Source organism: Emticicia sp. GW821-FHT11C11, assembly GCF_058808615.1.
In genome coordinates, this window is sequence record NZ_JBXARV010000002.1 from 849140 (window position 1) to 875213 (window position 26074).

24 protein-coding genes are annotated in these 26074 nt (G+C 41.0%); 18 read left to right on the top strand and 6 right to left on the bottom strand.

Annotated elements, in window-relative coordinates; all coding sequences use genetic code 11:
- A complete protein-coding gene (locus AC1RRY_RS13575) occupies positions 1-1446 on the top strand; it encodes a SusD/RagB family nutrient-binding outer membrane lipoprotein (RefSeq protein ID WP_492819909.1) in 1446 nt (481 codons plus the stop codon).
- Between the two features lie 315 nt (positions 1447-1761).
- Here the strand turns inward: AC1RRY_RS13575 and AC1RRY_RS13580 are convergent, their stop codons facing one another.
- Together AC1RRY_RS13580 and AC1RRY_RS13585 are read right to left on the bottom strand one after the other, a co-directional pair.
- Positions 1762-2910 (bottom strand): cysteine desulfurase family protein, encoded by a 1149-nt coding sequence (locus tag AC1RRY_RS13580; RefSeq protein WP_492819907.1) that lies wholly within the window; start codon positions 2908-2910, stop codon positions 1762-1764.
- Positions 2911-3016: 106 nt separating this feature from the next.
- Positions 3017-3484 carry an Lrp/AsnC family transcriptional regulator gene (locus tag AC1RRY_RS13585; protein WP_492819905.1) on the bottom strand — a complete coding sequence of 156 codons (468 nt, stop codon included), beginning with the start codon at positions 3482-3484 and terminating at the stop codon, positions 3017-3019.
- Between the two features lie 142 nt (positions 3485-3626).
- On the opposite strand from AC1RRY_RS13585, the gene rocD reads away from it, so the two are divergent.
- Positions 3627-4865 (top strand): ornithine--oxo-acid transaminase, encoded by a 1239-nt coding sequence (gene rocD / locus AC1RRY_RS13590; RefSeq protein WP_492821303.1) that lies wholly within the window; start codon positions 3627-3629, stop codon positions 4863-4865.
- 34 nt (positions 4866-4899) lie between these two features.
- On the opposite strand, the gene AC1RRY_RS13595 is transcribed toward rocD, so the two are convergent.
- The 4 genes from AC1RRY_RS13595 to AC1RRY_RS13610 all read right to left on the bottom strand — a co-directional run bounded on the left by AC1RRY_RS13595 (position 4900) and on the right by AC1RRY_RS13610 (position 8366).
- Entirely contained in the window at positions 4900-5454 is a 555-nt protein-coding gene (locus AC1RRY_RS13595) for a hypothetical protein (protein WP_492819903.1), read from the bottom strand.
- Positions 5455-5539: 85 nt separating this feature from the next.
- Complete coding sequence (locus AC1RRY_RS13600) at positions 5540-6430, bottom strand: FKBP-type peptidyl-prolyl cis-trans isomerase (protein WP_492819901.1); 891 nt, start codon at positions 6428-6430, stop codon at positions 5540-5542.
- A 14-nt stretch (positions 6431-6444) separates the two neighbouring features.
- Positions 6445-7287: an FKBP-type peptidyl-prolyl cis-trans isomerase gene (locus tag AC1RRY_RS13605; protein WP_492819899.1), complete on the bottom strand. Its 843-nt coding sequence runs from the start codon at positions 7285-7287 to the stop codon at positions 6445-6447.
- Between the two features lie 38 nt (positions 7288-7325).
- Positions 7326-8366 carry a DHH family phosphoesterase gene (locus tag AC1RRY_RS13610; RefSeq protein WP_492819897.1) on the bottom strand — a complete coding sequence of 347 codons (1041 nt, stop codon included), beginning with the start codon at positions 8364-8366 and terminating at the stop codon, positions 7326-7328.
- Positions 8367-8587: 221 nt separating this feature from the next.
- Between AC1RRY_RS13610 and AC1RRY_RS13615 the strand changes: the two genes are divergently transcribed.
- The 16 genes from AC1RRY_RS13615 to AC1RRY_RS13690 all read left to right on the top strand — a co-directional run bounded on the left by AC1RRY_RS13615 (position 8588) and on the right by AC1RRY_RS13690 (position 24607).
- Positions 8588-10087, top strand: coding sequence for a glycoside hydrolase family 32 protein (locus tag AC1RRY_RS13615; protein WP_492819895.1), 1500 nt, complete (start codon positions 8588-8590; stop codon positions 10085-10087).
- A 99-nt stretch (positions 10088-10186) separates the two neighbouring features.
- On the top strand, positions 10187-11584 hold the full coding sequence (locus AC1RRY_RS13620) for a Gfo/Idh/MocA family protein (protein WP_492819893.1): 1398 nt from the start codon (positions 10187-10189) through the stop codon (positions 11582-11584).
- Between the two features lie 6 nt (positions 11585-11590).
- Positions 11591-11983: a hypothetical protein gene (locus AC1RRY_RS13625; protein ID WP_492819891.1), complete on the top strand. Its 393-nt coding sequence runs from the start codon at positions 11591-11593 to the stop codon at positions 11981-11983.
- Between the two features lie 290 nt (positions 11984-12273).
- The gene (locus AC1RRY_RS13630) at positions 12274-12684 is read left to right on the top strand and encodes a PH domain-containing protein (RefSeq protein WP_492819889.1); all 411 of its coding nucleotides are present in this window, start codon (positions 12274-12276) and stop codon (positions 12682-12684) included.
- A gap of 7 nt (positions 12685-12691) precedes the next feature.
- The gene (locus AC1RRY_RS13635; protein WP_492819887.1) at positions 12692-14116 is read left to right on the top strand and encodes an anthranilate synthase component I family protein; all 1425 of its coding nucleotides are present in this window, start codon (positions 12692-12694) and stop codon (positions 14114-14116) included.
- Positions 14117-14233: 117 nt separating this feature from the next.
- Positions 14234-14800, top strand: a complete 567-nt coding sequence (locus AC1RRY_RS13640) for an anthranilate synthase component II (RefSeq protein ID WP_492819885.1) — start codon at positions 14234-14236, stop codon at positions 14798-14800.
- An 11-nt stretch (positions 14801-14811) separates the two neighbouring features.
- Positions 14812-15798, top strand: a complete 987-nt coding sequence (trpD, locus tag AC1RRY_RS13645) for an anthranilate phosphoribosyltransferase (protein WP_492819883.1) — start codon at positions 14812-14814, stop codon at positions 15796-15798.
- Between the two features lie 16 nt (positions 15799-15814).
- The gene (gene trpC, locus AC1RRY_RS13650; protein ID WP_492819881.1) at positions 15815-16603 is read left to right on the top strand and encodes an indole-3-glycerol phosphate synthase TrpC; all 789 of its coding nucleotides are present in this window, start codon (positions 15815-15817) and stop codon (positions 16601-16603) included.
- Positions 16604-16708: 105 nt separating this feature from the next.
- Positions 16709-17347, top strand: coding sequence for a phosphoribosylanthranilate isomerase (locus AC1RRY_RS13655; protein ID WP_492821301.1), 639 nt, complete (start codon positions 16709-16711; stop codon positions 17345-17347).
- 342 nt (positions 17348-17689) lie between these two features.
- Positions 17690-18898 carry a tryptophan synthase subunit beta gene (gene trpB / locus AC1RRY_RS13660; RefSeq protein ID WP_492819879.1) on the top strand — a complete coding sequence of 403 codons (1209 nt, stop codon included), beginning with the start codon at positions 17690-17692 and terminating at the stop codon, positions 18896-18898.
- A gap of 44 nt (positions 18899-18942) precedes the next feature.
- Positions 18943-19323 (top strand): Dabb family protein, encoded by a 381-nt coding sequence (locus tag AC1RRY_RS13665; protein WP_492819877.1) that lies wholly within the window; start codon positions 18943-18945, stop codon positions 19321-19323.
- Positions 19324-19415: 92 nt separating this feature from the next.
- A complete protein-coding gene (gene trpA / locus AC1RRY_RS13670) occupies positions 19416-20192 on the top strand; it encodes a tryptophan synthase subunit alpha (protein ID WP_492819875.1) in 777 nt (258 codons plus the stop codon).
- 159 nt (positions 20193-20351) lie between these two features.
- Positions 20352-21620 carry an aspartyl protease family protein gene (locus AC1RRY_RS13675; RefSeq protein ID WP_492819873.1) on the top strand — a complete coding sequence of 423 codons (1269 nt, stop codon included), beginning with the start codon at positions 20352-20354 and terminating at the stop codon, positions 21618-21620.
- Positions 21621-21770: 150 nt separating this feature from the next.
- Positions 21771-23099 carry a dihydroorotase gene (locus tag AC1RRY_RS13680; protein ID WP_492819871.1) on the top strand — a complete coding sequence of 443 codons (1329 nt, stop codon included), beginning with the start codon at positions 21771-21773 and terminating at the stop codon, positions 23097-23099.
- Between the two features lie 113 nt (positions 23100-23212).
- Positions 23213-23920 (top strand): SIMPL domain-containing protein, encoded by a 708-nt coding sequence (locus AC1RRY_RS13685; protein ID WP_492819870.1) that lies wholly within the window; start codon positions 23213-23215, stop codon positions 23918-23920.
- Positions 23921-24472: 552 nt separating this feature from the next.
- Positions 24473-24607 (top strand): hypothetical protein, encoded by a 135-nt coding sequence (locus tag AC1RRY_RS13690; protein ID WP_492819868.1) that lies wholly within the window; start codon positions 24473-24475, stop codon positions 24605-24607.
- Positions 24608-26074: the final 1467 nt, after the last annotated feature.

Below are 26074 nucleotides of genomic sequence, written 5' to 3' on the forward strand. Positions count from 1 at the left end.
ATGAAAAAATTAGCAACATACAAATCACTGACAGTGGCTCTTGGTTTAGCAATTGTCACTACTTCCTGCGACCCTGGTGATTTTGGTAATATGAACCTTAGTCCCAACAACCCGTCGACACCTAATACGTCGGCATTCCTGACTGGAGCTTTGCGCAATGTTGGTATCATGGCTACCGACATCGTTCCTGCATTGTATACACAGCAATTCGGTGATGTGACCTATATTGAGGAATCTCGCTATAAAAGCATCAACTTCAATTTCAATAATTATTACACCGGCCCTTTGGTTACTTACCAGGCCATTATTGATCTGAACACAAATGCTGACACAAAAACTACTGCAGCAGCTAATGGCTCAAACAATAACCAGATAGCTATTGCCCGTATTGCAAAGGCATATACCTATTTGTGGATGACCGACCGCTGGGGTGATATTCCTTACTCTAATGCGTTGAAAGGAAAGAATAATTTCAGTCCTGCATACGATACGCAACAAGCCATTTATACTGACTTGTTTAAAGAATTGAAAGAAGCACAGGCTCAGTTTGACGGTGGTGCTACCGTAAAGGGGGATATTTTATTGAGTGGCAATGCTACTCGTTGGAAGAAGTTTGCCAATACATTACGCCTGATTATGGCACTTCGTCTTTCAAAGGTTGATGCCGCGAAAGGTAAAACTGAATTTGCTGCTGCGTTGGCAGATGGCCCGTTGGCTTCAAATGCGGACAATGTAAAATATGGTTATTTGGCAGAGGCTAATAACGAGCACCCTCTCTACAATAACTATATCACTGCTAACCGCAAGGATTATGCACTAAGTAACACTTATGTTAATTATCTGCTTAAAACAAAAGACCCTCGTGTGCCAGCAATGGCAGATCAAAACATTCTTCAACAGTACGTGGGTGTGCCTTATGGTGTGTTCCCTCCGACCTGGAAAGCGCAGGATGTTTCATTGGCAGCAAGCGCAATGCGCGCACAAAATTCGCCGGCAAACGTCGTAACTTATGCACAAGTATTGTTTTCTCAAGCGGAAGCAGTTAAATTGGGTTGGATTTCAGGTGATGCTAAAGCTTTGTATGAGAGTGCCATCAAAGCATCGCTAGAACAATGGCTGGGTGCGGGCGCTACAACAACTGTAGTAAACGACTTTTTGCAACAACCAGATGTGCAATACAATGATGCCAAAGCATTAGAGCAGATTGCTACTCAAAAATGGGTTGCACTGTTCTATCAGGGTAATGAAGCCTGGGCAGAGTGGCGCCGCACAGGATATCCTGTTCTGGCCCCACCGGCCAGTACTCTAAACCCAAGTGGACAGATTCCACACCGTTTGGCGTATCCGGTAACCGAGCAAACCCTTAACAAAGTAAATTACGATAAGGCCATTGCTACTCAGGGAGCTGATACACAAGATACCCGCGTATGGTGGGATAAAAAATAAGAATAATTACCGAAACACATATATCGCAAAGAGGCAGTCAATAGGCTGCCTTTTTTGTTTTTACGCCTCATGTCATAATACCTTGCGTAACTACTCTATGCTCAGGTTTTATTGGCTTTGATACTCAGTCTATTCAGATAAACAATTGTATTAGTTTCGGATACGGAAGAATTGACAGACGCAATTGTAGCAGGAATTAGCGAAGTTAAGAGATTTCAGAAAAAAAAGCAGGCTCTCGTGTTATGTCAGGTTATTTTACAATGGAAGTTATCAATAAGTAAAAGAAGCTGCCTCTAAGAGGCAGCTTCTTTTACTTTAAGCCAATATCTGTTTGGCGTAAATATCTGTCAGTACTTCTATTACCTTGTCTATTTCTTCTACGGTATTATATTTACCAAACGAAAACCGTACGTTACCTCGGTCGGGGTGTACCTGCAATGCTCCTAATACATGTGAACCTACGTCGGTACCGCTTGAACAGGCACTGCCACCTGAGCAGGATATCTGAGCAATATCAAGATTAAACAGCAACATATCGTTATCTTCACCCGGCGGAAAACTTACATTCAGAACGGTATACAAGCTATTTTCCACATCTGCTGAATCACCATTAAAGTCGATACCGGGTATATTCGCTTTTAGTTTTTCAATCATTCTGGCTTTCAGGCTTTGCATGTGTGCCTGATGCTCCCTCATGTCTCTGTAGGCTATTTCCAGCGCCTTGGCCAAACCTACAATGCCATATACATTTTCTGTTCCGCCACGCATGTTTCGCTCCTGAGATCCACCATGAATAAAAGGATGTATCTTATTATTGGCATTGATATATAAAAAACCTACTCCTTTTGGGCCATGAAACTTATGGGCAGCTCCTACAATAAAATCAATTTCAAGGTTCTGCAAATCATGTTTATAATGCCCCATTGTCTGCACCGTATCCGAATGAAAAACGGCCTCATACTGTTTACAGATTTCACTGACACGCTTCAAATCGAGCAAGTTACCTATTTCATTGTTTCCGTGCATCAAAGAAACCAGCGAACGCGGTTTGGTATGCAACAACTCTTCCAGATGGTTTAAATCAATGCGGCCTTTTTCATCTAACTTTACAAAGCTTAGCTCAACAACCCCTTGCTTTGCCAGGTGCTCTAAAGTGTGCAACACCGCATGGTGTTCGATAGGAGACGTAATGGCATGCTTCAGTTGGTAGGTATCAATGCTGCAGGTAATGGCCGTATTATCGGCTTCTGTTCCTCCGGATGTAAAGAATATTTCAGATGGAGAGGCGTTCAATAACGATGCAATGGATTTGCGTGCTTTTTCTATTGCCGAACGCACCTGACGCCCATGTGCATGTATGGATGAAGGATTACCGAAGTTTTCGGTCATTAAAGGCAGCATGGCTTGCAGAACTTCGTCGTCAAGACGAGTAGTAGCAGCATTGTCAAGATAGATGCGAGGCATTCTTTATTTGGTTTTTGCAAAATTAATACTTGTTTTTCTATTGTACAACCCATAGAATTAATAGACTAAGCAAATTTTCTTTGGCAAAAGTATCATTTGCTACCCATCACAGCTCCACGCTGGCGTTTCTTTTAAAGGCTGCACCGAAGTCGATCATAGACTCTGTTTTAAGTACACCGTCAATATTGTCAATTTTATCATACAATACCATCCGCATGTGCTCGCTCGATTTGGCAACAATGCGTATGTATAGCGTATATTGACCGGTTATGTAATAGCATTCGGTTACTTCGGGTATTTTCCTGAGTTCTTCAATAATAAGTTTGGAATCTGAGTCTTCTTTCAGAATAATACCTGTAAAGGCGCTCCACTCATACCCTAACTTACGTTCATCAAGAATAATTCCGGCTCCTTTCAATATCCCTGCTTTTTTCATACGGGCAACACGCTGATGCACCATTGTATTGGAAATATTCAGATTTTTGGCGATTTCGGAATAGGGCTTCCGGCCGTCTTTTTCCAGATGAATAAGAATCTGTTTATCATAAGCATCTAAAAAATTCAAATTATCCATAAGTCATATTTTACTTATTATTGTAATTTAAAAATAAATATAAACCTTAATAACCTATTTTATAGTAAATATAACTCATTAATTGGTTATAATGAGTCATTTTAACACTTTTATGAACCAAACCAAAGAAATTTACTATATCATGATAACCGACACACATTTAAGCGAACAACTGATTGAACTGGAAGAACGTTATGGAGCCCATAATTATCATCCGCTATCTGTAGTACTGGATAAAGGCAAAGGTGTGTATGTATGGGATGTAGAAGGGAAAAGATATTATGATTTCCTGTCGGCCTATTCAGCGGTTAATCAGGGGCATTGTCATCCTCGTATTATTAATGCCTTAATTGAGCAATCTCAAAAGCTCACACTTACTTCCCGCGCATTTTATAATTCAGTATTAGGGCGTTTCGAAGAATATATTACGCAATACTTTGGCTATGACCGGGTTTTGCCTATGAATACGGGTGTAGAGGCGGTAGAAACCGCCATGAAATTATGCCGGAAATGGGGCTATCAGGTTAAAGGGATTCCAGAAAACAAAGCAAAAATTATATTTGCCGGAGGTAATTTTCACGGCAGAACCTTATCTGTTATTTCAGCTTCCACTGACCCAACCGCCCGGAAAGATTTCGGGCCTTATATGACCGGCATAGAAATTGTGCCTTATAACAATATTGAAGCGCTTGAAGAAGCCCTGATCAATGATCCGTATATAGCAGGTTTTATTGTAGAACCAATACAAGGCGAAGCCGGCGTTGTGGTACCTGACGACCATTATTTACCAGAAGCGTATCGGCTCTGCAAGGCCAGCCATGTACTTTTTATTGCCGACGAAATTCAAACCGGCATTGCCCGTACAGGCAAAATGCTGGCTACTGACCATTATGGCATCAGGCCTGATATGATTATTCTCGGCAAAGCTCTTTCGGGTGGTGTGTTGCCGGTGTCGGCAGTGTTGGCAGATGACGAAATCATGCTTACGCTGAAACCCGGAGAACATGGCTCAACTTATGGTGGTAATCCGCTTGCCTGCGCTGTAGCTATGGAGGCACTGGAAGTAGTAAAGGATGAAAACCTGGCACAGAATGCCGATTATCTGGGAGGGATTTTCCGTCATGAAATACAAAAACTGGCTCATGAAACCACTATTGTGACGCAGGTACGGGGTAAAGGTTTATTAAATGCCATTCTAATAGACACCACAGAAGAATCGGATCTGGCTTGGGATATTTGTCTGAAATTGAAAGAAAATGGTTTACTGGCAAAACCTACACATGGTAATAAAATACGACTGGCTCCTCCATTGGTTATGACAGAATCTCAACTCTGGGATTGTATTGAAATTATTTCAGATACCATTAAAAGCTTTGAATAGGCGCTACTCTTAATAACAGACCCGCGCAGTGTTACTAATATTCCCAGCTTTGGGGTAATCTTATCTGCCGCGCGTAATAGGCCGGAGCATAGGTGTGTATATGATGTAATAATTTGTTGATATCCTGCTCAAACTCTACGTAATAATCTTCGTGCAGTTTGTGCAGTTTTTTTAATACAAATTCAGTACGCTTGGCTATGTATAACGCCAGCGTGTCCGATTTACTACTGTATTTCTCCAGTAATTTAAACTGATTTTCAAAAAAGGTATTGAGCAGGTATAGTGTAAGCTCAACTTCGCCGTATTTATCTTTTGTAACCTTTACATGGGTGGTAATCTTACTATTGAGTTCGCGTATATCTTTCAGCATCCATCCCGGCAGGCTATAGGACATTTTCGACACCGATAAAATTGCCTTTTTTACTTCCTCCCGCCGGTCGCCGAGAAACGATTCGTTTTCAAGCAGCTGGTATTGCAATTGCTGCGCCAGCAAATTGTTTTTGCCGATTAATCGTAGAAGCATTTTATCCTTCTCTTTGGCAGGCAGGCTTAAAATGGCTTTCTCAAGCTCTTTATGTAATTTAGGCATCGTTTTAAAAAGTATTATCCCTATAAAACCATAAGGCCCCTGAAAAGTTCAGGGGCCTCAATAAAGATTAATATATCATTAAATCTTATTTTGCAGTTTTTACTTCAACCACAAAAATCAATGGCGAATAAGGTGGTATTTTAAACAAACCTGTGTTATTATCTCTGACACCCTGGGTTCCGTATCCGAGCGACGATGGGAAAACCAGCACAGCTTTTTCTCCAACCTTTAGTTTTAATAAGCCTTCTTCAAAGCCTTTCACTACACCGCCACCGCCTAAATAAACGTCAATCTGACCTTTATCAAATTCTGTCACCGTGCTTGCCAGATAGCCGTTATAAACTACGCCTACGGTTTGTCCTGAGGTTAATTGCGCACCTGTTGATTGCGTCATTTTCAGAATACGCACTCCGGATTCTGTCTTTTCACTTGACACGAAGGTTGCTCCACCTGTTCCGTTTGCAATGTAATCTTCAATCTGTTGATCTTCCGTGCGATAACGGATGATTTCAATATCCATTGCTATAACAGATTTACCAGGAATTTTGTCATACGTTTGTGAGCCGTAGGCCAGGTAAGATGGAATCAGGAAAAAACCTCTTTCACCTTCTTTCAACTTGCCTATAGCATCAGACACCCCCTGCAAACCGATAGTACCGCCATATATAAGAGATAATGGCTTATTTTTTAGTCTTTCAGTACTATCAACCTTGGTTCCGTCCAATAATGAAATAACATAATGGATCAATACTTCATCACCCAAAGTAACACTTTTACCTGCAGAATTGGTCTTTGTAATCTGGTAATACATTCCATTATCTGCTTTGGTCATGTTGAGATTTTTGGAATTGATATACGTCAACATCTCCTGCTCATTCTTTCTCATGGTCTCTTCCAGATCATTAGCCAAAAAGCTTCCACAAGAGCTCAGCAGAGCAGCACAACAAACAACTAATCCGAGTACTATCTTTCTCATTACGTTTAAATTAATTATTTCACATCGATAATTTCCATTTCAAAAATTAGCGGACTGTACGGAGGAATTACCCCACCGGCTCCCTGCTCGCCATAAGCAAGATTTGACGGGATAAAGAAAATACTTTTTTCTCCTTTTTTCATCGTCATCAGTGCCTGCTCCCAACCCGGTATCACCTGTCCTTGTCCTACTGTTACTTCAAATGGTTGTCTGCCTACCGAAGTATCAAATACTTTTCCGCTAATAAGTTTTCCGGTGTATTCTACTTTGACGGAATTTCCTGACACAATGGTTGCACCGCTACCTTCTTTTTGAACGATACGATACATGCCGTATTGTGTTTTCGTTGCGTTAGGGAAATTCTTTTTGGCATACTCATCCATTATTTTCACTTCATCATTCTTTTTTGCCTCCTGACCTTTCTGGAATTCTTCCATTGTCTGTACCGATTTTACCTTAAGCAGGAACAGCATATTCGAGCCTTTTGTTACCCCAACAGGCAACGGTTGTTGTGCTCTCGTAAACAAGGAGTCTGAACTGACGAAAATGGTTGCACTGTCACCCTCAGAAATATGAAAAAGACTGTTTTCGAACGATCCTTTGAACACACCTTTCTGTAAACGCATCATAATTGGTTCGCCGCGTTTATAGGTATCTGTAAATACAGTATCGTTTGGTGCTTTTACAACCAGATCAAAAGTTATGATATCGCCCTCTTTGGGTTTTTTGCCATTGCCTGATTTGTGGATCTGAAATTTTGAGCCGTCGGCTTCCTCGGTTACTTTAAACTGATCACAAGAAAAAAGCAAACTTGCTGCTAGCACAAGACCCGAGGTAGTTTTCAAAAATTTTGTCATGAAATTTATTGATTATAAGATATTACGAATTAAAATAATTAATTGTTGTTTAGAAGTTGTGCCTGATACTGAGGCAAAAGGCTCAGAAATTTGTCAAGCGTTTTGGTAAGACTGTCGTACGACCGCCCCCCTGCTGCATTTTTATGGCCTCCGCCATTGAAATTATTTCTGGCGAATTCACTTACCGAAAAATCTTTTACTGAGCGGAAAGATATCCGGATCATGTCGTCTCTTTCCACAAACATGGCTGTCATTTCCACACCTTTTATTGAAAGGCCGTAGTTCACAATTCCTTCAGTATCTCCATTTTTTGAACCGTATCTGGCCAGCTCTTCTTTGGATATTGTCATATATGACACTTTATATTCAGGCAAAAATACCAATTTCTGGCTCAATGCAAATCCAAGAAACTGAATCCGTTCCAGAGAATTATTATCAAATATTTTTCTATGAATACTATTCGTTTCTACACCTATTTCTATCAATTCGCCTGCTACGCGATGCAAATCTTTCGTGGTGCTATCGAACCGGAATGACCCCGTGTCAGTTACCAGACCGGCATAAAGGCATTCAGCAGCTGATACATCTATCAGTGCTTTGTCGCCCAGAATTTCAATCAGTTGGTAGATTAACTCGCAGGTGGCCGCTGCCTTTTCGTTCCAGAACACAAAATCAGCAAAACGCTCCGGTTGTTGATGATGGTCTATCAAAACCTTTATTGCAGAGGCGTCTCTCACATATCCTTCCATGGTTTTGATACGCCCTAAAGCAGAAAAATCAAGGCAAAAAATCATCTCTGCTTCGGCTATCAAACGTCTGGCCGTTTCCTGCTTTTCACTTTCAAAATTGATTACTTCTTTCTCGCCCGACATCCATTGCAGAAACTCGGGATAATCGGTCGGCGTAATCACATGTACTGAATGATTCTTCTTTTTTAAATAAGCAGCTAAACCCAACGACGACCCAAGCGCATCGGCATCAGGGTTTTGATGAGTTGTGATAACGATTCTTTTGGGCGAAGCCAATAAATGGTTAAATTCCTGTATTTTCTGTATTGAATCAGTGAAAAACTCTTGCATAGCGCCGCAAAGGTACAAAGTAATGCCGGGAAAACAAACAGCCCTAAAACGAATATAAAGGCCGATATACATATGTGTAAATACGATAATTTACAGTTTTTTAACATTTCATAATGTGGCTGATTTCGTACAATCAGTAACTGAAGAAATAAATCAGATAAATCCTGCTGATTTGATAATTTCCCTTATGTTTGCAGGTAGTTTATTTTAACCTGTTTTATATGAAAAATCTTCTGCTAACCTTGTGTTTATCAGTTTCTTATGTGGCTTTGGCACAACAGGCCCCTACTGAACAATGGAGGCCTGCATTTCACTTCTCTCCGGCCAAAAACTGGACAAACGACCCCAACGGTCTGGTGTATCATGAAGGTGAATGGCATATATTTTATCAGCACAATCCGTTTGAAAATAAGTGGGGACACATGAGCTGGGGACACGCCGTGAGCAAGGATATGGTGCATTGGCAACACCTGCCTGTGGCGATTCCGGAAGATTCGGTCTGGATTTTTTCGGGCGGCATAGTTATAGATAAAAACAACACCAGTGGTTTTGGTGCCAATAGCCTGGTAGCGATTTACACGGCCGACTACCACGGCAAAAAAGAGAACCAGCATCTGGCTTATTCGACAGACAACGGCAGGACATGGACCAAGTATGCGAAAAACCCTATTATACCGGTTCCACTGCCGAACGGTAAAGTGATGAAAGATTTTCGTGACCCTAACATGTTCTGGCATGAACCTACTAAACAGTGGATTCTGACGGTAGTGCTACCTTCAGAATTTAAAGCACATTTTTATGGTTCTAAAAACCTGACTGACTGGACGTTTCTGAGTGAATTTGCCGCACATGGGGATATGAGAAAAATATGGGAGTGCCCATCGCTGATGGAACTACCTGTTGAGGGAGAACAAACGTCAAAATGGCTCCTGATGATGTCTTCGAACGGCCCACATCAGGACTACGTGGGGATGCAATACTTTGTGGGAAATTTTGACGGGAAAACATTCACGAACGATAATCCGGCCAGTACTAAACTGTATGTCGACTACGGGAAAGATTTATATGCCGCTATTCCTTTCTACAACACACCGAAAAAGATTTTACTGGGCTGGATGGCCGGCCCCCAATTTACAGATGCCATACCGACGTTTCCATGGAAAGGGCAAATGAGTCTGCCCAGAGAACTGTCATTAAAAAGAACAAAAGAAGGCCTGCGGCTGGTACAAAAACCTGCCGAAGAAATACTGAAAGCTAAAAACTGGAAGGGTGTAGTACAAATGGAAGACCTGAGTGTGGAAGGCGACAATGGTACTATACGAAAGGCTCAAACGGATTCTTACATGATAGATGTAGAGTTTGAACTGAACGGAGCCAGAGAGGTAGGCGTAAAGATTCTGAAAAAACAGGGCACTAATCAGGAAACACTGGTTGGATATAAGGCTGACAGCGAACAGCTTTATATCAACCGTATTAATTCAGGCAAAATCATTTCTCCAAACTTTGCTTCTATGGATACGAACCCCATGAAACCGGACAGAGGCGTGGTGAGGCTACAGATATTTGTTGATAAAATGGCCGTAGAAGTATTCGGAAACGACGGCGAAGCCACAATTACCAGTCTGGTGTTTCCGGAAACACAGAGTCTGGACTGGCAACTGTTCGCCAATGGCGGCAAAGCAAAAGTAACCAAACTGCGTGTGTGGGAATGGCAGAAATAAAAACTTAGAACAGCTTTCTAATTTCGTCGGGGTCATCTATGTATCCGGTTTGTGTTATATTTGCAAATGCAAAGCATGCTTTAATTATTCTACCCTTCTATGGACAGTTTTTCACGAAGAGACATTCTTAAGACCTTTGGCCTTACCGCCGGAGGATTATCTTTTTTAAATACAGAATCATTTGCCGAAACAATTGATGATGCCCCTATAGAAATTCCACATGATGACCGATACGTTGCGCTCGATAGACCGGTTACGGCAATTGTGTTAGGAGCAGGAAACCGTGGAAGTGTTTACGGACGATTTGCGCTGGCTTTCCCCAACGAACTGGATATGATTGGTGTTGCAGAACCTGTGCCGTTTCGGAACGATAAATTTGCCCAAGCTCATAATATTGAAGACAAAAACCGCTTCAAAACCTGGGAAGATGTATTCAAGGTTCCGAAATTTGCTGATGCTGTTATCATATCAACGCCAGATGACCTGCACTACGGCCCTGCCATGAAAGCATTGGAAATGGGTTATGATGTACTGTTGGAGAAACCTATTTCACCTTCGTATCAGGAATGTCTGGATATATTGGCGATGGCTAAAAAAACCAAAAGGATAATAGCCGTGTGCCATGTGTTGCGCTACACTCCGTATTTCAGAAAACTGAAAGAAATAGCACAAAGCGGGCAATTCGGTAAGCTGATTAGTGTTAATCATCTGGAAGGCATTGAATACCAGCACATGGCGCATTCTTATGTGCGTGGCAACTGGCATGTATCGAAAGATACCAACCCGATAATTCTGGCTAAATCATGCCACGACCTTGACATCCTGCGATGGGTAATCGGTAAGCCATGTAAGAGTATTTCTGCGCACGGTTCATTAAGCTGGTTCAGAAAAGAAAATGCACCTGAAGGCAGCACCGAACGCTGTACTGATGGTTGTAAGGTGGAAAAAGAATGCCCGTTTTCGGCCATCAATATTTACCACAAGCAACGCCTGCGTATAAGAGTATTGGATGTAACTGATGATATGACCAGACAGGGTGATGAGATTATGGAAAAACTGAAGACATCACCTTACGGCCGATGTGTATACCGAATGAACAATGATCAGCCCGACCATTACACAACCTCAATGGAGTTTGAAGATGGCACCACTGTTAGTTTTGCCATGGAGGCCTTCACTTCGTTTGAGGCCCGCAAAACGAGATTGATGTTTTCGCACGGAGAAGTGTGGGGAGATATGGACGAGATTCAGACCTACGATTTCCGTACCAAACAAAACACCAAATGGCGGGCAAGCGAGTTGCCTGAATATAAAAGTCAGGCTTCCGGTCATGCCGGAGGAGACTATGGCTTAGCCAGAAACTTTGTACAGGCAGTAGCACAGAAAAAACCTGAACTGCTGACCTCAACAATTGAGGCTTCCATAGAAAGCCACGTGATGGGCTTTATGGCCGAGAAAAGTCGTTTAAGTAAACAGATGGTAGAAGTAAAAATATAAATACTGATGCGTAAACTATTAATAGTTGCTCTATTGGCACTGGGTGCCTGCAAAAATAAAAAAGCTGATTTAGGAGATTTTGATTTACAGAGTTTCAAAACCGACCGTGGCGGTTGTGAAGACAAGCGAGTAAAACTGATTGACCCTCTGAAAGACCTGAGACCGAAGATTCTCGGGTTAACCGAAAACCAGATTGTTGATAATTTCGGGCGATACGATTACCAGATTTTAAGTCGCCGTAATGAGAAAGTGTTTGTGTATTTTCTGGAAAAAGGCCCACAATGTGAACACATCCAGAACCCGACCAATTCACGCTCAATGCTGCTGTATTTTAATGCAGCCAGCCTGGTGAAAGAGGTATCGTTTCAGAACGGAGGTATTATTGATACGTATAAGTAATGACAACAGGTGCTTCATTTTAGCATAATTAAGCTAATAGAAAGTGTTTTTATAAAATTTTCAAAAAACTCTTTGTTTTTAAAAAATAGTAAATACTTTTGTAACCAGAATTTAGACACGAACAATGACTCAAGGCAATATTATAGCTAACATCTGGTGGTGGCGTTCTTCCGACAAAGGATGAACAGTTTAGCTATGTATTGAACAAACGATATAATACTCAGCGGCTTACAGTTCATCCTGTAGGCCGTTTTTTTGTGCCATTTTTCAACGCTTTACAGTTCAAAAACATGTACAAAAGATATAATTCCAAAATAAGTTACTGGCTTTTTGTGCCAATACTGTGTTTATTCATAGCCCTGATAATAACGGCTGTTATTGATAAAAAATGGCCGATGCTGATTATTATGGTATTCGTAACGGGACTAATTGTCAACCTTTTGGTTCGGACATATTATGTGATAGAAAACCATACGCTGACCATTATCTGCGGGTTTCTTTTTAAGCAGGAAATTGACGTAGAAAGTATCCGTAAAGTAGAAAAAACCAATAGCCCGCTTAGTTCGCCGGCCTTGTCGTTACAACACCGGATTGAAATTACCTATGGCAAATATGATTCCGTCATTATTTCTCCCGAACGGCAGGCCGAATTTATAGAAACATTGACATTGATTAATAAAAACATTAGCACAAACCTCTGACACACCCATGCAAAAGTTTGGTATTACTACCCGATACAAACGCTTACTGGCCGATATGTTGACTCCGGTCGGGATTTTCCAGAGAATCCGTAACCATTTTCCTCATTCGGTTATTCTTGAAAGTGCCGACTATCACGCCATGCATAACAGTTTCAGCTATATTGCCTGCGACGAAGTGGGCAGTTTCAAACTGGATGACGACATAGTAACACAGAAATTTCCTGATGGATCAACAGCTCAGTTTCCGCTCACCAACAGAAAAGATGCCGTAGGTGTACTACAGGAGTTTGCAGCCAGATTTGAAATGCCCAAAAGTAACTTTCAGTTTATCACCAACGGTTTGTTCGGACACATCACTTACGATTCGGTAGAATATTTCGAAGATATTGAAATACAGGCAAAAAGCCCTGAAAACGCCATTCCGCAGATTCTTTACAGGGTTTATCGTTATGTAATAGCAATCAACCACTTTAAAGACGAATTATACATATTTGAGCATACTTATACGCCTGACGGACAAGAACCCAAACCGGTTTCGGAAGGGTTGGAAACGCTGGAGTTTTTTGTGAAGAATCCGAAAGTAACGGCGTCGAAATTCAAAGCCGATACTGATGAACAGACCAACATTAACGATGATGACATGCGTGAAATCATCAAAAAATGTATTGGTCACTGTTTAAGAGGTGATGTTTTTCAGATAGTACCTTCCAGACGCTTCTCCAGAAAATTTGAAGGTGACGATTTCAACGTTTACCGGGCGCTTCGTTCTATTAACCCTTCTCCTTATTTATTCTATTTTGATGGCGGCGACTATCATATTTTTGGCAGCTCTCCCGAAAAACAGATATTTATTAAAGACGGACAGGCCGAAATCCATCCGATTGCGGGTACTTTCAGAAGAACAGGTGACGACGAAAGCGATGCTGAATTGGCACGCCAATTACATGCAGACCCTAAAGAATCAGCCGAACACGTAATGTTGGTTGATTTAGCCCGCAATGATTTATCTCGCAGTTCTGATTCTGTGAAAGTAGATATTTTTAAGGAAGTACAGTTCTACAGCCATGTGATACATCTGGTATCTAAAGTAACCGGAAAAATGCACAACGGTACTAATCCGTTGCAACTGGTGGCCGACACTTTCCCGGCAGGCACCCTTTCCGGCGCACCCAAACACAACGCCATGACCATCATTAACCGTTTTGAGCCTACCAACCGAAGCATTTACGGTGGCGCCATCGGGTTTATGGATTTCAAAGGTAATTTCAACCATGCCATAGCTATTCGTACATTCCTTAGCAAAAACAATACACTCTTTTACCAAGCCGGTATGGGCGTAGTGGCCAAGTCAGACATAGAGTTGGAAATGAAAGAAATACATCTGAAACTGGCCGCTTTAAGAAAAGCCATTGAAATGGCAGAAGAAATATAATTTCTTTGGAGAAAGAAGAAAGAAAAATGGAAAAAGTAAGAATGCAGTGATAATGAGTCATAATTGTTCATTCACTCAATCACACATTCACTAAATCACTCATTAAAAAGGCATACAATGAAAATTCTGGTTCTTGATAATTATGATTCGTTTGTCTATAACCTGGTCTATATTCTGAAAGATTTAGGCGGGAATGTAGACGTTTTCAGAAACGACAAAATAACACTGGCAGAAGTAGCTCAATATGACAAGATTCTGCTTTCGCCGGGGCCTGGCATACCGGAAGAAGCCGGAATCATGATTGACCTCATTAAAGAATATGCGCCAATGAAAAGCATTTTCGGGGTTTGTCTGGGTCATCAGGCTATCGGCGAAGCCTTCGGAGCCAAACTTCATAACATGGGTGACGTGCTGCATGGTGTAACTACTTCATGCCTGATTACAGATAAAAATGAAAAGCTTTTTCAGGGCATTCCGGAAAAAATAGAGGTTTGCCGTTATCACTCATGGACGGTAGTACCCGAAACTATGCCTGCTGAACTGAAAGTAACGGCCATTGATGAAAAAGGATTTGTAATGGCAGAAGCACATACCAAATATGATGTGAGGGGCGTACAGTTCCATCCGGAAGCATACCTGACGCAACATGGGGTAAAAATGGTAGAAAACTGGTTAAAAAATTAATTCTCCTGATCATGAAACAATATTTGCAGATTTTACTTCAGCATCAGCCTCTTTCAGGTCAGGAGGCCAGAGAGGCCTTATTGAAGATTGGTCGCGGAGAAAGCAATCCATCACAAATTGCAGCTTTTCTAATGGCTATACAGATGCGGGGCGTTACTGTTGAAGAATTGGAGGGCTTTCAGCAAGCCATGCTTGAACTGGCCGTACCTATTGATTTATCAGACTTTGACCCCATGGATGTATGCGGCACCGGTGGTGACGGTAAAGATACCTTCAATATCTCTACCACCTCGGCTTTTGTAGTGGCCGGGGCAGGACAAGCCATCGCCAAACATGGTAATCATGGGGTATCTTCGGCTGTAGGCTCAAGTACAGTGCTGGAACATCTGGGAGTACAATTTACCAATGATGAAAGTTTTCTAAAACGCAAACTGGAAACGGCAGGCATCTGCTACATGCATGCGCCTCTGTTTCATCCGGCTATGAAATACGTAGCACCGATTCGCAAAGAATTAGGTCTGAAAACTTTTTTCAATATGCTGGGGCCATTGCTAAACCCGGCTAAAGTACAAAAACAGCTAACGGGTGTCTACGACATGAAAGTGTTTGATTTATACACGCAGTTATTCAATCGCTCAGCCGCACAGTTTGGTATTATTTATGACCTGGGCGGATACGATGAAATATCTTTTACCAACGATTTCAACATAGGTACCAGGCATGGGGTAGTAGTTCATTCCCCTACCCATTTTAGCTTTGATTTGACCGAGCAATCGGCTTTGCATGGAGGCAATACTTTGGAAGAGTCGGCTCGTATTCTTATCAATATTCTTGAAAACAAAGGCACACAGGCACAAACAAATGTGGTACTGGCCAATGCAGGTGTGGCTTTGAGTGTGGCCAGAGGAATATCTATCGCTGAAGGTATTGAACAGGCAAAAGAATCGCTGGTAAGTAAAAAAGCCCTGAATGCCCTCCGGAAACTCATTGAAGATTAACCAACAAAACCACAACATGACGATTTTAGATAAAATAGTAGCACGCAAAGCCATAGAAGTTGCCGAATCTAAAGCCAGCATTTCAATAGAAGACTTAAGCGGGGAGCCTCTTTTTTCCCGAAAAACCAATTCATTGAAAGCAGTGCTTTTAGCCGATGGGTCGTCAGGAATCATTGCCGAACATAAGCGAAAGTCTCCTTCAAAGGGTGTTATTAACGACGGATTAACCGTTGAGTTTGTTACGCAGGGCTATTCCTCAGCCGGTGCGGCAGGTTTATCAGTATTGACCGACGTTGATTTTTTTGGAGGGGCTAAAGAAGATTTACTGAAAGCCCGCGAGGCAAATCCGGCTACACCCCTACTCAGAAAAGATTTCATGATAGATTCCTATCAGATATATGAAGCCAAAGCCTGGGGAGCCGATGTAATTCTGCTCATAGCGGCTTGCCTGAGCCCTGATCAGATTGAAGAATTAAGTCAGAAAGCCCATGAGTTAGGCTTAGAGGTACTGTTAGAAATACATGACGAAGAAGAATTGAACAGAAGTCCGTTAGCCAACATAGATATAATCGGTGTCAATAACCGCAATCTGAAAAACTTTGCCGAGAACAACGTCAATGCTTCATTAAATCTGACCGACAAGATACCTGCAAGCATTGTGAAAATCTCTGAAAGTTGTATCAGCCAGCCGGAGAATATCCGATTATTAAGGTCGGCAGGATATAAGGGATTTCTCATTGGTGAAACCTTCATGAAAGACGAAAATCCGGGTGTAAAACTCGCTGAATTTATTGCTGAAATCTAATAAAATATGTTAATTTTGACGTCTTTTTGTAGGTTTTTCTAAGTTCATGCTTTTGTCCTGAGTATGAGTAAAATTAAAATTCCTTTGGGGCAGGGGAGTATTTTTATGAAACTGAAAGTATGTGGCATGCGCGATGCCGAGAATATCAAAGCGCTTGTTGATCTGAAACCTGATTTCATTGGCTTTATCCTCTACGATAAGTCACCACGGTTTGCCGGAAATCAACTGGATGTTGAACTGGTACAGTCAATACCCAGAGAAATCAGAAAAGTCGGGGTTTTTGTAAATGCATCGGTCGATTACATTTTACAGAATGTCAGAAAGTACGGGCTTCAGTATGCTCAGCTACATGGTAATGAAACGCCGGACTTCTGTAAAAGCCTCCGAACAAAAGGCGTCAACATCATTAAGGCATTTCGTGTAGACGAAACATTTGTTTTCAGCCAGTTAAACAATTACAAACCGCATATAGACTTCTTTCTTTTCGATGCCAAAGGAGATAGTTATGGAGGCAACGGTGTTACATTCGACTGGAGCATTCTGAAAAAATACAACAACGAGAAACCCTATTTTCTGGCTGGTGGCATCAGCCTCGAAAACCTTGAGGATTTAGATTTGATTACCCCTAAGCCTTACGCCATTGACATCAACAGTAAATTTGAAACAGCCCCTGCTGTGAAAGATATTAAGAAGATTGAAGAATTGATTGCAAAATTGCGGGAAAGAAAATCGGAGAAAGTATGAAAGAAAATTTCAGATTTGACAGGACAGCTTTTTGGGCAGGAAAGCATGACGAGAATGAAGAGTGTATAAAGAACTTCTGGTTCGATCAATCAGCATCAGACAGACTAAACGCGGCTTGCTATTTAAATAGTGTGGCATATAATTATAGCGTAGATAATCCGCCTAAAGTGGACAGAACCGTTTTCTCCATGCGTAAACATGAAGTCTAATGGCAAACATCTTCAATGGGATTTTTAAAGGATAATTTAAAAATTAACCTAATTAATTACTCTGATTTAATTGAAGCGAAAAAATCTGCGGGAAGACCAAGAGACTTGAACGATATTGAACAACTAAGGAAAAATGACGAGCATAGAACAACCTAAAAAACAGAAAACAGCATTCGGAGTAAATGAAAAAGGCTACTATGGCCGGTTTGGCGGAGCTTATATTCCGGAAATGCTCTTTCCTAATGTTGAAGAGTTACAACAAAATTACCTTGATATTATCTACAGTCATGATTTTCAGGAAGAGTTTCACGGCTTACTGAAAAACTATGTCGGCCGCCCCACTCCCTTGTATTTTGCTAACCGCTTGTCGGAAAAATACAAAACCAACATCTATCTGAAACGAGAAGACCTTTGCCACACCGGTGCGCATAAGGTAAACAATACGATCGGCCAAATCTTACTGGCTAAGCGCTTAGGCAAGAATAAAATAGTTGCCGAAACCGGTGCAGGGCAACACGGTGTAGCTACTGCTACTGTTTGTGCCTTAATGGGTCTGGAATGTATTGTATACATGGGTGAGATAGATATTCAGCGCCAGGCACCGAACGTAGCCCGCATGAAAATGCTGGGTGCAGAAGTACGCCCCGCCACCAGTGGTTCAAAAACCCTTAAAGATGCTACCAACGAGGCCTTGAGACATTGGATTAATAATCCTGTTGATACGCACTATATTATCGGAAGTGTGGTGGGTCCTCACCCCTATCCTGACATGGTAGCCCGGTTCCAGTCAGTTATTTCAGAAGAAATCCGTGCACAGCTTTTGGAACAAACCGGTAAGGAGAATCCTGACTACGTAATTGCCTGTGTGGGTGGTGGTTCAAATGCCGCCGGTGCTTTCTATCATTTTCTTGACGAACCTACGGTACAACTCATTGCCGCGGAAGCAGCCGGGCATGGTGTCAACTCTGGTATGTCGGCAGCGACTACTTTTTTGGGTAAACCGGGAGTTTTACATGGCAGCAAGAGTATCCTGATGCAAACCGAAGACGGACAGGTAGTTGAGCCGCACAGTATTTCTGCCGGGCTTGATTATCCCGGAATCGGCCCCTTGCACGCCCATTTATGGGAGTCGGGACGAGCCAAGTTCTATGCCATTACTGACGACGAATCGATCGAAGCAGGTTTTGAACTGACCAAACTGGAGGGTATCATCCCTGCCATAGAATCGGCGCATGCATTGGCCGTTCTGAAACACCTGAAGGCAGGGGCACAAGAAACAGTAGTTGTCAATCTATCGGGCCGTGGAGATAAAGATCTGGCTACTTATATGAAGTATCTTTGAAACGCGGAAACCTTAATCAGTCAATCAAAATCTATTAATACACAATGAGAACCCTTCTATTAGCAATCGCTTTACTTTCTTTTAGTTACATGGCAAATGCACAAAAAAATGAGCCTGCGAAACTACTTCGCCACGCTGTTTTATTCAAATTTAAAGATTCGAGTAGTCCTGAAGACATCAAAAAGGTAGAAGATGCGTTCAGAGCGCTACCTAAACAGATTAAAGAAATCGCCGATTTCGAATGGGGCACCAACAACAGCCCTGAGAATCTGAACCAGGGTTTGACACACATGTTTTTTCTGAGTTTCAAATCAGAGAAAGACCGTGAAGTTTACCTGCCTCACCCTGCTCATAAAGCTTTTGGAAAGGTACTGGGGCCGTATTTAGACAAAGTAGTTGTGCTTGACTACTGGGTTACTAAATAACTAGTGCTGCTATCAGGCGAACGGTTGATTCCTGCGCGTTGAAGCGTTCGCCTGCTTTTTTCATCTTCGCTTTATATTTTCCCGATATTTATATGAATCGCATAACAAAGCTTTTTCAAACCAAGCTTCATAGTGTTTTGAATCTCTATTTTACGGCCGGATATCCGACTCTAAATGATACCATACCTATACTGGAAGCATTGCAGGAGGCCGGAGCCGACATTGCCGAAATAGGTATGCCTTACTCAGACCCCGTTGCTGATGGCGAAACCATTCAGCAGTCGAACCAGATTGCCCTTGATAATGGCATGAGCCTGAAAGTACTTTTTGAGCAACTGCAAAACATGCGTGAAAAGGTGCAGATACCAGTCGTTCTGATGGGTTATCTGAACCCGGTACTACAGTTTGGCATAGAAAATTTCTGTCGCAAATGTCAGGAAGTTGGCGTTGACGGTTTGATTCTACCCGATTTGCCCGTCGACGAGTATTATGAAGAATACAAACCGGTTTTTGACCAGTATGGCCTGCTGAATATCTTCCTGATTACCCCACAGACTTCAGAGGCTCGTATACGCCGTATCGACGAGATTTCAGACGGGTTCATCTACATGGTGAGCAGCGCCAGTGTTACGGGTAAAACTTCGGGTATTTCTGACACCATGGAAGCCTACTTTAACCGGGTAAATGCCATGAACCTGAAAAACCCACGTTTAATAGGTTTCGGTATCAAAGACCACGAAACCTTTACAAAAGCATCTGAATATGCTGCCGGAGCCATCATTGGCAGCCAGTTTATACGGGTTCTTCAAGCCTCATCCGATATCAGGAATGATGTAGTGAGCTACGTAAAATCGGTAAAAGTCGGTTAGTTGTAAGGAAATTTAGAATTATACGTCCTTTTTTAGAGAAAATTCCGGAAAATGACCCGAAAAGCTAAAACTCTTTTGAAAAAACTTTTGTTTTCATCAAAATTATTCTAAATTTCCTTAGAATTTTAATACCTATGATTTACAGAAAAGGCTATAGCTATGGAAAAGTTGTACAAGCTCTGCTTAATAGCCATCTTATTGATTACTAGCCTATCGGCTTTTGCTCAAAAAGACCGGAAAAAAGATACCAGATATGGGTATCACTTTAAGGGGAAAAAGCAAAAATTTGCCAAGTTCCCATTTGATCTACATGCGAATCTCATTGTTTTAAAAGCTACACTTGATGATTCTGATACACTGCGTTTTATTCTGGATACAGGTGTAACCTCTACCATTGTAACTGACCCTAAGCGAGCCCAGACACTCGATCTCAAATATGTTCGGCGCGTAAAGATCTCAGGTGCCGGTGAAGGGGGTGAGCTAACAGCCAATGTGTCGGTGGGGCACACCATCAAAATGGGAGACATTGTGGCCTTACACCAAAATATTGTTGTGCTGGATGAAGACGTATTGAAATTATCTGAATTTCTGGGAGTGCCGATTCACGGTATTTTCGGACATGATATCTTCAATAACTTTGTGGTAACTATCGATTTTGAGCAAAAAATGCTCTACCTGACAGACCCGAACAAATTCAGATACAAAAATTCCAAGGGTACCATTTATCCGATTGTATTGACCCAGTCTAAGCCTTACACAGATGCCATTGCCATGGTAAGCAACAATAAGGAGATACCGATGCGCCTGGTAATTGACACCGGTGCCGGGCATGCTTTATTGCTGAGTGCCAGCGAGAAAGAACCAATTCAGCTGCCTCAAAAGGTAATGAGGGCAAATCTGGGCAGGGGCCTGAACGGCGAGATTAACGGCCATATAGGCAGGGTTGATAAAATACGCATGGGCACACTCGAAATGAAAGATATTCTGGCATCGTTTCCCGATAGTCTTTCATTCAGTATGAAATTCCCACCATCAACAGAGGGGCGCCAGGGCAGTATCGGTTGTGAATTGCTAAGAAGATTTACCGTTACCCTGAATTACAGAGATGGCTACATGATACTGAAGCCTATTAAGAATCGTTTAAAAGAAACGTTTGAACATGACATGAGCGGGATGGATGTGCGGGCAAAAGGTGATAATTTCAATCAATATTTTGTCAATAAAGTGCTTGATGCCTCTCCTGCCTATGAGGCCGGTTTGAGAGAAGGAGATGAGATTATTTTTGTCAATAATCAGAATGTGAAGAACATGTCCATCAGCGAGATTTACAAAATTCTGTCAAGAAAAGAAGGCAAAGACGTCGAGTTATTTATCAGACGCAAAGGTGAACTACAATTTACCAGTTTTAAGTTGAAAAGAATGATCTGATCTATTGAATCAATTGATTTACAGGGCGGGATATTTGCAGTTGCAAATATCCCGCCCTGTTTAATACACCCCCGGTTATATATTACATAAATACACTCGCGCTCGTTTTATTTTTATTAATTTCGTGCCAGACTTTACACTCAGCATATTATGACAATTCTGATATTAAACGCCCTGTTGGTTAACGAAGGAAAGATTGAACCGCGTGATGTATTCATCAAAGACGGCATTATTGAACAGATAGGCTCCGACTTATCGAGCCATAAGGCCAACCGTATCATTGATGCCACAGGCAAATATCTGCTACCCGGTGTTATTGACGACCAGGTACATTTCCGTGAACCTGGGCTTACCCATAAGGCTACCATTTATACCGAAGCCAAAGCGGCAGTAGCAGGCGGCACTACCAGTTTTATGGAAATGCCGAACACTGTTCCAAATGCGCTCACGCAGGAATTGCTGGCTGATAAATACCAGATAGCTTCTCAGACCTCACTTGCCAATTACTCATTTTACATGGGTACATCGAATGACAATTATGACGAAGTAATGCGGACGGATATTCAGGATGTGTGCGGGCTCAAGATATTTATGGGTAGCTCAACGGGTAATATGCTGGTAGATGATGAGCATGTATTATCGAAAGTTTTTGCCAATTTCCCGGCTTTGATAGCCACGCATTGTGAAGACGAAGCAACAGTAAAAGCCAATCTGGGAAAATACAGAAATTTGTACGGCGATACCCCCCCATATGATATACACGCCATTATCAGAAATGAAGAGGCATGCTATAAATCTTCTTCGCTGGCGGTAGAACTGGCCCGGAAACACAAAACCAGATTACATATACTGCACATTTCGAGCAGTGAGGAAATACCTCTGTTTGAGAAAGGCCCCATAGCCCATAAACATATTACTTCAGAAGTGTGTGTACATCATCTGTGGTTCGATGCTGACGATTACAGACAGCTCGGCAATCAGATTAAGTGTAATCCGGCAATTAAACACGGCCACAAAGAAAAACTGTTTCAGGCGCTGCTTGACGACCACTTTGATGTAATTGCCACTGACCACGCACCACATACCTGGGACGAAAAACAACAATCATACTGGCAAGCTCCTTCAGGATTACCTCTGGTACAACACTCGCTCAACGTAATGCTCGAATTTTATAAACAAGGCAAAATATCGCTGGAACGCATTGCAGAGAAAATGTCGCATGCGGTAGCTGATTGTTTTCAGATTGAGCGCCGGGGTTATATCAGAGAAGGGTATTGGGCCGATTTAACACTGGTTGATTTGAATGAGACTACACTTGTTGATAAAAACAGTCTTTACGGCAAATGCGGCTGGTCGCCATTTGAAGCAACGGAGTTTCGTTCAAAAGTAACTCATACCATTGTGTCCGGGAATATTGTATTTGCCAACGGCCAGTTTAACGAAAGCCAGAGAGGGCAAAGATTGCGTTTTGTTCGCTAGGTGTTAACTCGTTATTAACACTTTTATGAAGAGCTATATGTAACAATCGTGCCGGGTATTGCGTTATGATTCGCAAACACAACGTATATTTCTCAACATAAAAAACAAGGGCTATGAAATCATTATTTTTTGCTTTCCTGCTATCAGGCTTAGCATTTACCGCAAACGCACAAGACAGAACCGACAAAGATCCGGTTAAAAAAATTGAAGTTACGGGTTCGTCTGAAATAGAAATTACGCCCGACGAAATTTACTTCGCCATTTCATTGAAAGAGTATTTTAAAGATGAAAAAAACCAGAAAGACAAGGTAACCATTGATGTGCTCGAAAAACAACTGATTGCCTCTATTACCAAGGCGGGTTTCCCAAAGGAGAATCTGACTATCGGCACTATTTCGGGTTACAGAAACTGGACAGGCAAGAAAAAGCCGTTGTATTTCTTAGAAGGCAAAAGATATATTCTGAAAATGAATAACCTCTATAAATCGGATGTTATTTTGGATGAAATAGACGACCGGGGAATTGAATATGTATCTATAGACCATGTTGACCATTCAAAAATAAAGGAATACAGAAAAGAGATAAAAGTAAAAGCCTTGCAGGCAGCTAAAGAGAAGGCAACATATCTGTTAGAATCTATCAACGAAAAATTAGGTGATGTACTGACCATAGAAGAGCTGGATGACCAGTACTATACACCACAGCCCATGCTGGCCAATGTGCGAATGATGAAAGTCGATGAAACGATGGAAGACAGCAGCCTTGAGCATCAGAAAATAAAGCTCAGCTATAAAATGAAGGCCGCTTTCAGGATTAAGTGACATAGCAGGGTGAATCAAACTCTATTTTCCAAAAAACCTATGGCCGCATTTGCTTCATCAATATGAATCAATTATCTTTGATATCTATATACGTAATCTTTATCTATACCTTAAACTCCACTATTCGTTATGAAAAATGACAATAAAAAGAAAAAAACTTGGGTAACGCCCACAATAAATGAAGTTGATATTAATTATAATGGTTCTGTGCCTACAGATGGAGCGAATACTGGTTCGATTGAGACCTAATACATTGTTACAGGCTATTGACAATTGGGTGTAGTAATTAATATCTTTTGACAGTCAAACCGTTTTTTTTCTGTTTTCAGGCTTTATGAATTATGGTTTTATATGATTCAAAGTAGAAGATACTTAAAAGTCCAGTCTATAAAAGATTGGATTTTCTGTTTTTAGAAGCTCTTTGATTTGTGTTGTTTTTAATAACGAGTGTTGTGATTTTTGAGCACTTCATTTAATGGAAATCATCTATACTTGATTACTTATATACATAACATAATTTGTATCTATAAATCTTAAACTTTACTATTCGTTATGAAAAATAACAATAAAAAGAAAAGCAAAAAGAAAAAAAACTGGGTAACGCCCACCATAAAAGAAATTGATATCAAATATTCGGGTACTGCGCTTACTGACTATGATGAAACAGGTTCAGGAGACTGGCGTTAGATAATAGCTTACTAACTAATTACTGGCAATTGATACACTTGTCAAACCGTTTTTCTTATATTTATTGGCTTTATGAATCATAAGGAACACTTATATCAAGGTTCCCGATCTACTATCTCTTCGAAAGTCGAAATAAAGCTGTTTCTAACCAAGAGGCCATCCACAACAATCCCTATTTAAAAAAAATCACCCTAAATGCTTAATTTAATGAAAATTATGTATCTTTGACTGTCTATATACGTAATTTTGCATTTATAAACCTTACTATTTGTTATGAAAAATGATAAGAAAAAGAAAAAAACTTGGATAACGCCCACTATAAAAGAAGTTTGTATTAAGGATTCGAATCCTGGAAATATCGACTTTAGTAATACTGGTTCGATTAATACCTGATACATTGTTACATGCTATTAAAAATTAGATGTAGCAATTAATATCCTATTAACATTCTAAGTCGGTTTTCTTCTATCTTCATGGTTTCATATCTATGAACCATTGGGTTTTTATTATTCCATTTTTTGTAATAGTTGTGGCTTAATCTGGTTAGTCTATTACAACCGGTAGTATTATTATGCCCAATTTCTTTGAATTTAAAACTCTCACAGCGACCCACCAAAGTAAAAGTGCCACATATTGGCTTCCAAAAAAACAGATTTCACAAAGAATTTTGAAGCACAATTAACCGGACTTTCCAGACTCTATGTAAATTAGATTTTAGCCAATAGAAACACCAGGAGAATATCCACATTAAATGCTATTTCAAAAAATCCTGTAGCTCCTTTTGCTTCATTAATGTAAATCTTCTATATTTGATTGATTAAATCTTATCTATACCTTAAACTTTACTATTCGTTATGAAAAATAACAATAAAAAGAAAAAAAATTGGGTAACACCTATAATAAAAGAAATCGATATCAAGTCTGACGTACTTGAGTTCGGTGACGGTCCTGGTACTGGTTCACAGGCAGGCTAATGCATTGCTACCTATTGCTGACAATTGGGTACAGTAATTAACCTCTTTTGATTATTAAATTGTTTTTCTTCTGTTTTCAGACTTTATTGTAATCAGTATCTATAAATCTTAAACTCCATTGTTCGTTATGAAAAACAACAATAAAAAGAAAAAAAACTGGGTGACACCTACAATAAAAGAGGTTGATATCAAGGATACACTTCCTGGGAATACTGACTTCAATGACACTGGTTCAGTAGATTCATAATACACTTTACCTGTCATTTAAGATTGAGTGTAGGGATAGTGATCAGATTAACTGGGCTTCCCTTGGAAATAATTAAGTATACGTACTTAAAATCCATTCTCTTAAGGATTGGACTTTTTTGTTGTCAGACGGTCTCATCTTGGCTTTGTGCAATTTTCAGCAAAACATACTGTATTTTCAGCGGCATTCGTGTAGATGGCCTTCTCCCTCGTAGCCTTCTTTTATAATAGATTTGTGTAAACTTAT